A 13,487-nucleotide genomic window follows, 5' to 3' on the forward strand; every position below is an offset into this window, starting at 1 on the left:
CTTTAGGCCACGACCTTCGCCCCGGCGCCTTCGAGGCGCTGGCCTTCCTTCGCCAGATAGTCGCCAATCGCATCGGCCGGCATGGGCTTTGCGAAGTAATAACCCTGGATGAAGTCACAGCCGAGCCGGCGCAGGCTGTCGAGCTGGGCGCGGGTCTCGACTCCCTCGACGACGCAGGCGATCTCCATGTCGTCGCACAGGCCCGTGAGCGACTTGATGATCTTGTGGCTGACGGGATTTTCGTTGATGTCGGCGACGAAGCTGCGGTCGACCTTGATCTTGTCGAGCGGTAGCCGGTGGACGTGGCTCAGCGACGAATAGCCGGTGCCGAAATCGTCAAGCGAAATGCCGCAGCCCATCGCCTTCAGCGTCGCGATCGACTGCTGCGCGCGAACGAAGTCGAAGGTCACGGCGGTCTCGGTGATCTCGAAGTCGATCCGATGCGGCGGCAACCCACTCTTCTCGATGATGGAGATCAGCGGCAAAATGCCCTCCGCCGCGCAGACATCGTGGGCCGAGAGGTTGAACGACAGGCGGACGTGATCGGGCCACGTCCTGGCGATGGCGAGCGCGCGCACCAGCAGCGCCTGCGTCAGTGGCCGGATCAGACCGATACGCTCGGCGGCCGGAATGAAATCGGCCGGGGAGACCATGCCGAGGCGAGTGCTATGCCAGCGCGCGAGGACCTCGAACCCGGCGGCGTACTCGCTCATGGCGTCGACGATCGGCTGGAACACCAGATCCATCTCGGTGCTGAAATCGGCCGTGCGCAGCAGGTTCTCGATGACTCCGCGACTGCGGATCTCGGCCTCGAGCTCGCTTGAGAAGATCACGGTGCGGCCGCGCAGATTGCGCTTGGCGTGATAGAGCGAGTAGTCGGCGCACTCGTATAGCGCTTCCGACGTGGTTGCTGAGTCCGGAAACGATGCGAATCCGATCGAGCACGACAGCCCGGTGTGGGCGGTATCGAGCTGGTAAGGCAGTTTGACTTGGCCGCCGATGCGTTCGCCCAGCCGCATCAGATCCGCGTCGTCGGGACCGCCGCACACGATGAGGCCGAACTCGTCGCCGCCGAGCCGGGCGAACTCCACGCGCTGCGGGCCAAAGCCCTCGCAGACCTCGCGGATGCGTCGGCCCGCCTCGATCAGGACGCGGTCGCCGACCGAGTGGCCGTAATTGTCGTTGATCGGCTTGAAGCCGTCGAGATCGATGATGCCGACCGCGACGCGAACGTTCCTGCGCTCGGCATCTGTGAAGGCACTCGACAATTCGGCGAAGAAACGGCGGCGGTTTGGCAGCTCCGTGAGGGTATCGAGATTGGCAAGTCGAAAGTTCTCGTCCGAAAGCGCCTGCGTCGCCGCCTGTTGCGCCAGCAGCGATTTGCGGCTGGCAACGAGATCGGCGAAGTCGCGGTAGTAGATGAACAGCACCGTCACCATCGCGCCGGAAACCAGGAGGTTGTTGACGGCGATCGCCTTCAGCGTCGGTTCGCCTGTGGCGAAGAAGAACAGCACATAGGGCACATCGACGATCAGCGTCACGATCAGCGCTGCCGAACGCAGATGCATCAGTGTGAAGATGCAGCCGATCACGGTGACTGCCATGTAAAAGGCGACCTGGCTCTTGGCGAAGGGATCGCCATAAGGGTAGAGTGCGAAGGACCAGGCGGTGAAGCCGGCGCCGATCGGCAAGGTCAGCCAGTTGGTGGCGCGCAGATTGCTCAGGATGTCGGCATCGCTGCGCACGCGGCGGCGCTGGCGCAGCCACCAGACGGTTCGCAACCCTGCGAGCACGGCCAGCACACCAGGCACGATCATCGTCAGCCAGTCCGGCGCCACGTTCACATACGTATAGGCCACCGCGATCGTGTTGCTGATGAGGATGAAGTAGAGCAGCGGGATCTGCTTGGAGAACGCATTGAACTGCGCACGCGTCAGGTCCGGGTTATCGGCCGGTACGCGAAACAGCCGCGTTGCGGCGGCAAGATGAGACTTCAAATCGGCAACAGGCATTGAAATACGAGCCCCGGATCCCCTCAAAACGCGGGCGAGCTTGCACGGCGCGGGTAAAGGGCGCGTTAGATCGGGGCGCGCGGAAGGCCGACACAGGTTGACGCGCTACCTCAAGGTCTATTCGGCGGTTCGATTGGTGAGGTCCCGTTAAGGATATCCGCCGCTGGATGCGTGCGTCTCGGGCGCAAGTCCGCCGCAATCACTGCAGCTACGGTCTGCTAACCATCTGCCTCCCATAGTTTTCATGTCGTTCCGATCGGGCGATTGCCGTGGCTCGATCGGTCACGCTTCAGCGCCCGATCGTCACCCCGGCGGTGGAGCGCATCGCATCTCTCAGGCTGGTCGCGTTCATGTCGTCGAGGACCTGCCGCGTCAGCACGGTGGTCTGGCCGGGCGTGTCGAGGATCGTCTCTCCGCGCGAGGAAGAGAGCCGATTGGCCTTGTAGGGCGCGGCCGGATCGGTGGCGGGAATGGCCGTGGCTGCAGGACGCGGCCGTTTGCCGGCGGCGAGCGCTGGCTGTGAGATGGCGAAGGCGATCACGACCAGAAGCAGCGATCTTGCGCGCATGTGCGATCTCCCATGTCGGGACTTCAGGCTAGCACATCGGGAGCGTGGTCGCAGAAGAAAGGATCAGGCGAGAGCGGCCTGGCGCTCCCGCGTCGGTTCGCGGACGCGGTCGATGTTCCTCGGCTCGGCGAGTCGCGTAAAGCTGCGATGGTTCGCCTGCGCGGGCGCCTCGACAATGACGCCCTCACAGACGATCTGTCCGCCGAGCATCCTGAATTCCAGCTTGTCGTAGCGCGGCATTGTCTCGCCGGGCGCCGGCGGCAGCAGCCCGACGCTTCCCTGGATGTTCAACGCGGCCTCGCCGGTGCCGTGAAGCCGCGGATTCCACATACGGATTCCGGTCTCCGTCCAGCGCTGTCGGATCAGCGCGGCGCGATCGCTGGGTTCCGCGGCTCTCGCGCGAGCTTTCGGGGCGCTGCGGATCTCCGGAGCAGGAGACTCGAGCGGCGGAGCCGGTTCGATCTCGATGGCGACGCTGGCTGACTCGTTGGCCGCCGTCGCAACGGCTGTGACGAGCGGGACATCGTTTGCAGGGGCCGGCGCGACCTCGACGGCGAGCTCCGGGTCGCTATCGGCTCCGGCTTCAGAATCGTCGGGCGCGACGCTGTTGGCTTCGCCGAGGAGGACCGGGATTGCTTCGACGGCGACCGTTTCGACCTCGGTGGAAACGTCGGGCGATGGGGCAGCCTCGATAACGGCATCAGGGACGTCAGTCGAAGCGGTCGCGACGTCTGGTGGTGAAACCACAGCCTCTTCTGCGACGTCGGAATCGATTTCGGCGGGAGATGCATCGCCAATGATGGCGAGATCAGCGTCCGCAACTGGCTCGTTCTCCGCGTCGGGCGATGAAGCCAACACCTCCTCGGCGACGGGCGGCGTCGCGGGCGCGTCCATTTCCGTCGCTCTCTCCGGAGATGAGTCGTCGCTGGTACAGATATCGTCGGACGGATTCTCCGCGACGACAGGCACAGCCGCATCGTTCGCCGCGACCGGAGCCTGGGTGGCGGGGACAGCATCGTCGCGCACCGGGGCGGTGCTGATCTCGGCGATTCGAGCTTGAACAGGGGCCGCGACGTCTTCGATGACGGCGGGCGAAGCGTCCGTGGCGATCGGCGCGACGTCGATGCTGCCGCCGTGCGGCAAGGGCCGAAGTCGGGTAAGCGCCCAGTTCACCGAAGGGATGCGGCGCAGCAACGATATCAGTCTCGAAAGCACTGGGAGTTGTCCAAGAGGTACTCGGCGTGAGGCAATCGCTGATTCGCCAGCAATGAGAAAACCTGCCCCGGCCGTCACACTCGTGTCAATGTAGGGAGGACCAATTGCAGAACATCCACGCATCCACTGCGCGCAGATGGCGACGCAATCAGATCGAGATCACGCGCGCAAGCTTACCACACGATGCGGAAACCGCCGGTGCCCCTGTAGCCGTGATTGTCACCTGGATCATCAACGCTCGCGCGGTAGGAGATCTCGCCGAACACGGCATAACGGCCGTTCGCCCAGCTATGGGTGCCGCCGCCGCCGATGCTGCCCCACAGGCGATCATGGCCGCTCGCGAAGCCGGTGCCGGCGACATCGATCCGGTGCCGTCCAGGAACTCATAGTGCAGATTGCCGATGGCATAGAGGTCGGAGCGGACGATGCCCGTGCCGTCGTTCCAGGTGCGCTGATGGTTGAGCGACAGCCCGAGACGGCCGAGTAGACTGTCGGCGTTGCCAAGCGTGACCAGCGCGCCGAAGTGGTCGGTGAAGGCATCGAAGCCGACCTTTGAATAGGTAAGCTGAGCCTGCGGCGCCAGCCAGAAGCCGCTACCGACCGCGATCCGCTTGCCGCCCTCGAGGCTGAACGCATAGCCGAAGCCTTCATTGCCGTGGATCACGCTGCCGGCCAGCGCCGACGACAGGTCGCTGCGATAGAACATGGTCTGCGCCTGGCCGTCGACATAGAAACCGTCGTGGCCGTACCAGGTCGCGGTCGCGCCGACGCCGGTCCCTTGCGCGCGAATTCGGCCGTTGCCGAACACTGAATTGACGAAGGCCGTGGTCAGGCCGTATTGCGCCGTGATGCCGACGATCAGCCGGCCGCGCGCGTTGTCGAGCGCAACGCCATCGAGCCCGACCTGCGCTTTCATTTCGTCGGAATCATAGGTCGAGCCGGTCGTGTTGGACGGCCGCAGCTTGGACTGCCCGCCCTCGATGCGGCCCCAGAATGCCGATTGCGTCCATGAGCCGTCCGTGGTCTGCGCGGTATCGATGCCCGCGCGCGCCATCGCCTCGCTGCCGCTCCAATAGCGGTTGCCGGCGCGCTGCTGAAGGCTCGGCGCCTGGTTCATCCCGAGCAGCACCTGTGCGTAGTTCTCGTACAGGGGGACGCCGGCCTGATAAAGCGGCCCGGCGGCCACCGGCCCCAGTGGGTCGATCAGGCTGGAGCGCAGATACCAATCGCCGTCCGTCGGAGTACCGATTCCATTCTTCTGCAACGTGTATGCGTAAGCACCGCCGACCAAAGCCTGCTGGCCGCCAATGACGTAGTCGCCCTGCAGCGCGAAGGTGCCGTTCGAGGCACCGCCGACGTCGATCACCTTGATGCCTTCGACAGTCTGCGCGCCGTTGCCGCCGATCTTGGCGATGCGGAGCGTGGAGGCGCCAGACGTGGCTCCCTGCACAACAAGTCGATCAGTGATCGAGCCGTCGCCGCCGAGCGCGGTATTGAGGAGAACCGTGCCGCCATTGCCCGTATAGTCGCCGGTCACCGTCAGCGTGGTCCCCGGTGCGCCCCCGGTTCGCACCAGCCCGGCATTGTCGAGCGATGCGATGGTCTGGTTGAAGCCGTTCAAGTCGAACGTCCCGCCGGTAGCGGCGACGTGGGCGGACGCGGCGCTGAAGGCACCGGCCGCGCCGGCGCGCAGCGTGCTGCCGGTGACCGTGGTTGCGCCGCTATAGGTGTTGACGCCGGACAACGTCTGCGTCCCGCCGGTGAGTGCGAGCCCACCGGTGCCGCCGAGTGCGCCAGCGAATGTATCGCCGGCATTTGTGATTGCCAGCGTCTTGGTGCCGAGCACGACGGTGCCGGTGCCGGCAAGGCTCTGAATGTGCGAGCTAGCGTCTGTAACGCCAGAAATATCGAATGTTGCATTCACGACCACCCGCCTTGAATTGGCGAGCGCATCGCTGGCGCTGGCGATGACGCCAATCGCGAGCGTGCCCTGCTGGATCACGGTCTCGCCGGTGTAGGTGCTGCCGCCACGAAGGAACAAGGTCCCGTTGCCAATCTTGGTCAATCCGCCGATGCCGCTGAGGCCGCCCGCGCCTGAAGCGATGACAGTGAAGCCGTTGGTATCGAAGGTCAGCCCGCCCGCGGCGATGTTGTTCTGGGCGGCCGTGCCGCCGAAGTAGTTGGCGTTATTGCCCGCAGCTCGGATGACGGCATTGTCGTAATTGGCCTGATTGGCAGCACTTCCGAAAAAAGCGATGTTGGAGGCCTGCAGCGTGCCATTGCTGATGTTGAGTGTGGCGGTGCCGTTGCCGGCCGGTGCGCCCATTTGGAGCCTGCTTGTTGTGACTAGAGTTCCGCCATCCGTGATGTTGACGATAGCTGCGCCGCCGCCACCCACCGTGATGAGGTTGTTGGTCGTCCATCGCGATCCGGCTCCGGTGATGGTCATGGTGGTCGTGGCGCCCAGAGTGATGCCAACCTGAATGGAGGCGCCGGTGGTTGTCAGATTGCTACCGTTCTGAATCGTAAGGCTGGTCACTCCGGCCGAACCAAGACGAAAGTTGCCCGTTGTGCCGGTCGCCCCGGGCGTCACGCCAAGAATGATGCTTGCAGGTGTCGTCATATCGACCGCGCCGCCGGCCGGGGCCGTTCCGCCGGACCAGTTCGAGCCCACCGTCCAGTCATTGCTGGTGGCGCCGGTCCACGTCTGCGCCGCTGCGGAGCTTGGAAAAAGCGCCGAGAGCGCAGCCGCTGCAGCGCTCATCAACAGCAGGTCGCGGAACTCGGCACGTTTGCATGTGAGGGATACGGTCCGACGTGGATGTCTGCTCTGATCGTCGGTCGCTTGTCGCGAGATCGTCACAGCCCCGATGCATTCGCGCATGGTGGCACTGCCCCTGTTCTTGGTGCTGTGTCCGGATGGCTGATCGCCAAACATGATCGACAGCAGATCGTGACTGTTACGGTATGTGGCTGGCTGTGATCGGGTCAATGCAGATCATTGCTGTTCATTGCTGCGCAATACGGAATAGCGATAAGTGTGTTTGTCGTGCAACGTCAGGTCGATGGCGTTAATGGAGGAGTAACCACGCAACGCGTGTGCGAACATACAAAGACGATGCAGGTTTAAGCCGGCGGCGCGCTTTTGCCGCGCCTATGAGGAGCGAGCCGAGACGCGCCGTGGATCGATTGGCAAGCCTCGGCGACCGGGCTGCCTTCAGGGTCAATTTCCGTTGCGGCCCAAGGTCGGGGTTCCCGACGTCATTGCCCGCGCGTATTCAGGACCGTCATTGTCTGGTCGGAGACGTCGCATGAGGAAGCTTGCCACGATCGGAGCGGTCTTGCTCTGGTCCACTATCGCATTCGCACAGGATCGCACCATCACTGTGGCCTCGACGACCTCGACGGAGCAGTCGGGGCTGTTCGGCCATTTGCTGCCTCTGTTCTCGAAGGCCGAGGGCATCAGCGTCAAGGTCGTCGCCGTCGGCACCGGCCAGGCGCTGGATATCGGGCGGCGTGGGGATGCCGACGTGGTGTTCGTCCATGACCGTGCTGCCGAAGACAAGTTCATGTCCGAAGGGCAGGGCGTGAAGCGCTTCGACGTCATGTACAACGACTTCATCATCGTCGGCCCGAAGAGCGATCCCGCGAAGATCGCCGGCGGCAAGGATGTCGCGGATGCGCTGCGCAAGATCGCGGGGGCCAAGGCGCCGTTCATCTCGCGCGGGGACAAGTCCGGCACGCACGCGGCCGAACTGAGGCTATGGAAAGAGGCGGGCGTTGACCTCGGCGCCGGGAAGGACAATTGGTACCGTGAGATCGGTCAGGGCATGGGCCCGGCGCTGAACATGGCCTCGTCGTCGAATGCCTATCTTCTGTCGGACCGCGGCACCTGGCTTTCGTTCAAGAACAGGGGCGAACTTGCCGTCCTGACCGAGGGCGACAAGCGGCTGTTCAACCAATATGGCGTCATGCTGGTGAATCCGGCAAGGCATCCGAACGTCAAGGCGAAGGACGGGCAGGCCTTCATCGACTGGCTGGTTTCGCCGAAGGGGCAGGAAGCGATCGCCGGGTACAAGGTCGGCGGCGAGCAGCTATTTTTCCCCAACGCGTCCCACTAGCACGAAGGCGACGGTCGACACCGCGACGCTGAGCGCGAGCAGGATCAGCCCGAGCCCCAGCGCCAGCGGCAGGTCGCCTTTGCTGGTTTCCAGTGCGATCGCTGTCGTCATCGTGCGGGTGAAGCCGCGGATGTTGCCGCCGACGATGATGATGGCGCCGACTTCGGCAATGGCGCGCCCGAACGCCGCGAGAAAGGCCGTCAGCAACGAGGTCCGGCCGAGCGCCAACAGCAGGGCCATGCTGCGCAGGGTCGATAGCCCGTCGATCCGCGCCAGGTCGCCATACTCCGCCCATAGCAGGCTCGCCGGCCGATGCACCAGCGCCACCACGATCGGCGTGGCCAGCAGCGTCTGGGCGATCACCATGGCGGCCGGCGTGAACAGCAAGCCCGCCGCCCCGAGCGGACCGGACCGCGACAGCAGGAGATAGAGGGCGAGCCCGACCACGACCGGCGGAAGGCCGAGCAGCGCATTGGTTACGACGATGATAACCTGACGTCCCCGGAAACGGGTGATCGCAAGCAGGGCTCCCAACGGTGCGCCGATCAGGAGCGCGACGATGCTGGCGGTCAGGCTGACCCGCACCGACAATGCGACGATGCCGAGCAGCTCGGCGTCGGCCTCGGCGATCAGGGTGAGGGCGGAGCCGATAGATCGTGCAAAGTCGTTCATCCGGCCTCAGGCAACTCCGTTCCGCGGGGCTCCCGCGACGTGCGTTCTGGCCGTTGCGGCTGCCATAATCAAGACCCCGACTGGGCTGCCGCGGGAGGGCATGGAGGCCGCAAACCGGCCTCCGGGCGCCCGAGGACGGCGTTTGAAGCCCGTCAGGCGCTTTATTCCGTCTATGAATGCTTTAAGGGAGGGGCAGGATCGGGTCGCAGCCGTCTTGCGGCGGTGCTAGACCTGATGCGGAAACAATGGCGCCGGGCCATGCTGGCATCGGCCGCAGGATGAGAAGGAAGTGAGGCAATGATCCAGACGGTTGGCATCATCGGGGCAGGGACCATGGGGAACGGCATCGCGCAGGTCTGCGCCGCAGCCGGGCTTTCGGTCGTGATGGTCGATATTTCCGATGCGGCGGTGAACCGCGGCCTCTCGACCGTCGGCGGCAGCCTCGAGCGCCTGGTCAAGAAGGACAAGATGTCGGCGGCCGATCGCGAGGCGACGCTCAAGCGCATCACCGGCACCACCGACCGGTCGAAGCTGTCCGATTGCGATCTGGTCATCGAGGCCGCGACCGAGAACGAGGAGCTCAAGGTCAAGATCCTGAAGGATCTCTGCGCGAAGCTGTCGCCGCGCACGCTGGTCGCGACCAACACGTCGTCGATCTCGATCACCAAGCTCGCTGCGGCGACCGATCGTCCCGACCGGTTCATCGGCATGCACTTCTTCAACCCGGTGCCGGTGATGGCGCTGCTGGAGCTCATCCGCGGCCTGCAGACCTCGGACGACACCCATGCGAAGGCGCTCGATTTCGCCAAGCGCGTCGGCAAGGTGGCGATCACGGCCAAGAACAGCCCGGGCTTCGCCGTCAACCGCATCCTGTGCCCGATGATTAACGAGGCGATCTTCGCGCTCCAGGAGGGGATCGCAACGGCGGAAGAGATCGACGCCGGCATGAAGCTCGGTTGCAACCATCCGATCGGGCCGCTGGCTCTGGCCGATCTGGTCGGGCTCGACACCATGCTTTCGGTGATGGAGGTCTTCTACAAGGGCTTCAATGATCCCAAATATCGGCCGGCCCCGCTGCTGAAGGAAATGGTCGATGCCGGCCATCTCGGGCGCAAGACCGGGCAGGGCTTCTACACCTACAGCGCCTGATGAGGGCAGGGCGGTGGACGCGAGCGCCCGCCGCCAGATCGCACTTTGCGCTGCGACAAAGACGCCGCGCGCGATCGGCCCCAGCGTGGAGGCGGGCGCTTCCTTCTCCCCTTGTGGCTTTGTGGGAGAAGGTGGCGCGAAGCGCCGGATGAGGGGGCGCTTCCGTAAAATCAAATGCTGATGACTGGGCGGAGACAGGCCCCTCACCCGTCTCGCCGCTTGGCGAACCACCCTCTTCAAGGGGAGAGGGCAAGAGAAAACGGACGAAGAGAAGAGGACATGTCGGATCGACTGAAGGCCGAGCGCGAGGCGGCGGCCGCACGGCGGAGCCTGTTGATGCAGGATGCGATCGAGCGCACCGGAATCACCGAGGAGATGATCGGGGAACTCGTCACCCGCTTCTACGGACGCGTGCGCGAGGACGCGCTGCTTGGTCCGGTCTTCGCCATCGTCAAGAATTGGGACGAGCACCTCGCCAAGCTCAAGGACTTCTGGTCCTCGGTGGTGTTGATGAGCGGCCGCTATCATGGCTCGCCGATGCGGGCGCATCTGCCGCTGAACCTGGTGGGAGATCATTTCGACCGCTGGCTCGATCTGTTCGAACAGACCGCGCGCGAGGTCTGCCCGCCGGCGGCGGCTGCGTTGTTCATCGAGAAGGCGCGTCGTATCGCCGACAGTTTCGAGATGGCGTCGGCAACTGTCGCAGGTCGTATCGCATCGCCGCGTCACGTGCTCAGGTCCTGAACACAAATGCCTGCCTAAGAAATGCGCGCCGCGCATCCCGCGATGGCGCGCTGCACCAATTCCAACATCATCGGTCTGATCTGCAAAATCATCATGCAGTTCGCGTGATGCGATGTAGAATTTGCGAAAACGCGCTTGAACGTATTCAGTACTATTCAATCATCGCGAGTAAAGCCATATTGATGCACTGCGGCGCCAATTCTTTGCCTTGTTTTCGGCAGAGTTCCAGCGCCTGCTTGCGGGCATGTCGAGCGCACCGTTCAACGTCAATTCATCACGATCCGAGAGCATAGCGGAAGCTGAAGCCGACGCGGGCACCGAGCAAACGCGACGGACGCTGCTGTTCGGCGCGCTCGCGACCACCGCGTGCCTCGGCTGCTCCCCGCCGGCGCATGCAGGCGAGGATCCGCCCGGCGCCGACGAGCGGCCGCAGAAGGGCGATCTGCTCGTCTTCTCCGAAGGCGAGCAGGAGGGGAAGATCATCACCACGGCCGATCTGAAGGCCGGCGGTCCACCGCTCCATGCCTGGCCGAAGGACCCCAACACATCGGTGGTGCGCAGCGCCTCGCGGCTCAACGAGATCCTGATCATCAGGCTCGATCCCGTCGAGCTCGACGAAAAGACCCGCGCGCGTGCTGTCGACGGCATCATCGCCTATTCGGCGATCTGCTCGCATGCGGGCTGTCCTGTCACCGCGTGGGTGAAGAGCGATGTCGGCGACAAGGAGGTGTTCAAGTGCATGTGCCACAATTCCGAATACGATCCTCGCGCGGGCGCGCAGGTCGTGTTCGGACCGGCGCCGCGACGGCTCGCAGCATTGCCTCTGGCGCTGGCTGACGGATCGCTCAGCGTCGCCGGCAATTTCGTCGGAAAGGTAGGTGGCGCGCAGCCAGGATGATGGACGGTTGCGGGCCATGCCCGCGTCACGAGAGGCCGCTCCGCCGATCGGCGGACGACGGGACGAATGACAAGAACGACAAGAATTCACAACAAGAATTCAAACGGATGAAAAAGGGGAACGTCCATGAGAACTTCCATGACCAGGAAGCAATGGTTACTGTCCGGCTTCGTCGCCTTCACGTGTCTTGCCTCGACCGCGGCCGTATCAGGTCCGATCGAGAATTATGCTCCGGTCACCGCGCAGCGATTGGAAAATCCCGAGCCGAGCAATTGGATGCTCTATCGGCGCACCTATGACGGGCAGGGCTACAGTCCGCTCGACCAGATCAACACCTCGAACGTGAAGAGCCTCACGCCGGTCTGGACCTTTGCCACCGGCGTGGTCGAAGGCCACCAGGCGCCGCCCATCGTCAACAACGGCGCGATGTTCGTGACGACCCCGATGGGGCAGGTGATCGCGCTGAACGCGAAGACCGGCGACGAATACTGGCGCTACAAGCGGCAGCTCCCAGACGATCTGTTCCAGCTGCATCCGACCAACCGGGGCGTCGGCCTGTGGGAGGACAAGCTCTACCTCGCCACCACGGACGACCATGTGGTCGCGCTCGATGCCAAGACCGGCAAGGTGGTGTGGGACACCAAGGTGCAGGACTACAGGAAGGGCCAGTACCTGACGCTGATGCCGTTGATCGTGGACGGCAAGGTCATCGTCGGCGGGTCCGGCGGCGAGTTCGGCGTACGCGGCTATATCGTGGCCTATGATGCCAAGGACGGCAAGGAGCTGTGGCGGACCTACACCATCCCCGGCGAAGGCGAGCCCGGTCACGACACCTGGCAGGGCGACGACTGGAAGAACGGCGGTGGCTCCGCCTGGATGACCGGAAATTACGACAAGGAGACCAAGACGATCTATTGGGGCGTCGGCAACGCGGCGCCATGGCCCGGCGAGACCCATCCCGGCGACAATCTCTACACTGCATCGGTGCTCGCGCTCGATCCCGACACCGGCAAGATCAAGGCCTATCACCAGTACCACCAGAACGATTCCTGGGACTGGGATGAGGTCGAGGCCCCGATGCTGATCGATCTGCAACGCAACGGTCGCAACATCAAGAGCCTGGTCCATCCGGGACGCGACGCGATCTTCTGGGTGCTCGAGCGGACGCCGACCAAGATCAACTATGTCGCCGGTTGGCCGTTCGTCTATACGGACGTCTGGAAGGGCATCGACGAGACCGGCAAGCCGATCGTGGATCCCGCGCACAAGCCGGTCATCGGGAAACGCGTCGAGTTCTGTCCGTCGCTCTGGGGCGGCAAGGATTGGCCGTCGGCCGCCTACAGCCAGAGGACCGGCCTCGTCTACGTGCCTGCCAATGAGAATTTCTGCGGCGGATTCACCGGCGAGAAGGTCCCGCTCAAGCCGGGCGAGCTCTGGCTCGGCACCAAGCCGGAGGACATCGGCCTGAAGACGAGGCCGGGCGCGGATCATTTCGGCGAGCTCCAGGCCTGGGATCCCGCCACGGGCAAGAAGGTCTGGCAGCACAACTTCCCGAAGTCGCAGCTGTTCGGCTCCGTCACGGCGACGGCGGGCGATCTCGTCTTCGTCGGCGGGACCAACGACCGCAACTTCCGAGCCTTCCACGCCAAGACCGGCGAACTTCTGTGGGAACAGAAGACCAATTCCGGCATCGTCGGCATGCCGGTGTCCTATGAGATCGACGGCACGCAATACATCGCGATCCAGTCGGGATGGGGCGTGGATGCACAGCGCATCCAGGATGCACTCGTGACCAACAATATCGGCATCGAAGCCAATGTGCCCCAAGGCGGGGTCATCTGGGTCTTCGCGCTGAAGAAATAGCTCCGCGGGCGGATCGAAGAAGCGGAGCAGCAGGGGGGTGGTGAATGCGGCGGACGGCAACGTCCGCCGCATTTTTGCGTGGGCTCTTCCTTCTCCCCTTGTGGGAGAAGGTGGCGCAAAGCGCCGGATGAGGGGTTCTCTCCGCGCGCGCTCATGGCGAGTTGGGCTCGCGGAGAAAACCCCTCACCCAAGCAAGCTCGTAGTAACCCGCGTCGCTGCCCTCTCCCAAAGGGGGAGAGGGCACA

Annotated in this window: 10 protein-coding genes; 5 read left to right on the plus strand and 5 right to left on the minus strand. The window is 64.1% G+C overall.

Features of this window, described 5'->3' with window-relative positions:
• Positions 1-2: 2 nt before the first annotated feature.
• The 4 genes from XH96_RS12525 to XH96_RS12540 all read right to left on the minus strand — a co-directional run bounded on the left by XH96_RS12525 (position 3) and on the right by XH96_RS12540 (position 6,559).
• Positions 3-2,012, minus strand: a complete 2,010-nt coding sequence (locus XH96_RS12525; RefSeq protein WP_194392776.1) for a bifunctional diguanylate cyclase/phosphodiesterase — start codon at positions 2,010-2,012, stop codon at positions 3-5.
• A gap of 289 nt (positions 2,013-2,301) precedes the next feature.
• A complete protein-coding gene (locus XH96_RS12530) occupies positions 2,302-2,580 on the minus strand; it encodes a TonB-dependent receptor plug domain-containing protein (RefSeq protein WP_194392777.1) in 279 nt (92 codons plus the stop codon).
• A 63-nt stretch (positions 2,581-2,643) separates the two neighbouring features.
• Complete coding sequence (locus XH96_RS12535) at positions 2,644-3,774, minus strand: hypothetical protein (protein WP_194392778.1); 1,131 nt, start codon at positions 3,772-3,774, stop codon at positions 2,644-2,646.
• A 169-nt stretch (positions 3,775-3,943) separates the two neighbouring features.
• Positions 3,944-6,559 (minus strand): autotransporter outer membrane beta-barrel domain-containing protein, encoded by a 2,616-nt coding sequence (locus XH96_RS12540; RefSeq protein WP_194392779.1) that lies wholly within the window; start codon positions 6,557-6,559, stop codon positions 3,944-3,946.
• Between the two features lie 547 nt (positions 6,560-7,106).
• Here XH96_RS12540 and XH96_RS12545 point away from each other — a divergent pair.
• A complete protein-coding gene (locus XH96_RS12545) occupies positions 7,107-7,916 on the plus strand; it encodes a substrate-binding domain-containing protein (protein WP_194392780.1) in 810 nt (269 codons plus the stop codon).
• Here XH96_RS12545 and XH96_RS12550 read toward each other — a convergent pair.
• The gene (locus XH96_RS12550) at positions 7,890-8,588 is read right to left on the minus strand and encodes an ABC transporter permease (RefSeq protein WP_194392781.1); all 699 of its coding nucleotides are present in this window, start codon (positions 8,586-8,588) and stop codon (positions 7,890-7,892) included. The two genes, XH96_RS12545 and XH96_RS12550, sit on opposite strands and share 27 nt — an antisense overlap.
• Positions 8,589-8,885: 297 nt before the next feature.
• Between XH96_RS12550 and XH96_RS12555 the strand changes: the two genes are divergently transcribed.
• The 4 genes from XH96_RS12555 (at position 8,886) to XH96_RS12570 (ending at position 13,242) form a co-directional block, all read left to right on the plus strand.
• Positions 8,886-9,737 carry a 3-hydroxybutyryl-CoA dehydrogenase gene (locus XH96_RS12555; protein ID WP_194392782.1) on the plus strand — a complete coding sequence of 284 codons (852 nt, stop codon included), beginning with the start codon at positions 8,886-8,888 and terminating at the stop codon, positions 9,735-9,737.
• A 336-nt stretch (positions 9,738-10,073) separates the two neighbouring features.
• On the plus strand, positions 10,074-10,481 hold the full coding sequence (locus XH96_RS12560) for a group III truncated hemoglobin (RefSeq protein WP_194394118.1): 408 nt from the start codon (positions 10,074-10,076) through the stop codon (positions 10,479-10,481).
• Between the two features lie 244 nt (positions 10,482-10,725).
• On the plus strand, positions 10,726-11,379 hold the full coding sequence (locus XH96_RS12565) for a ubiquinol-cytochrome c reductase iron-sulfur subunit (protein ID WP_194394119.1): 654 nt from the start codon (positions 10,726-10,728) through the stop codon (positions 11,377-11,379).
• Between the two features lie 138 nt (positions 11,380-11,517).
• A complete protein-coding gene (locus tag XH96_RS12570) occupies positions 11,518-13,242 on the plus strand; it encodes a methanol/ethanol family PQQ-dependent dehydrogenase (RefSeq protein WP_194392783.1) in 1,725 nt (574 codons plus the stop codon).
• Positions 13,243-13,487: the final 245 nt, after the last annotated feature.

Origin of the sequence: Bradyrhizobium sp. CCBAU 51765 (genome assembly GCF_015291725.1) — a bacterium.
GTDB lineage: Bacteria > Pseudomonadota > Alphaproteobacteria > Rhizobiales > Xanthobacteraceae > Bradyrhizobium > Bradyrhizobium liaoningense.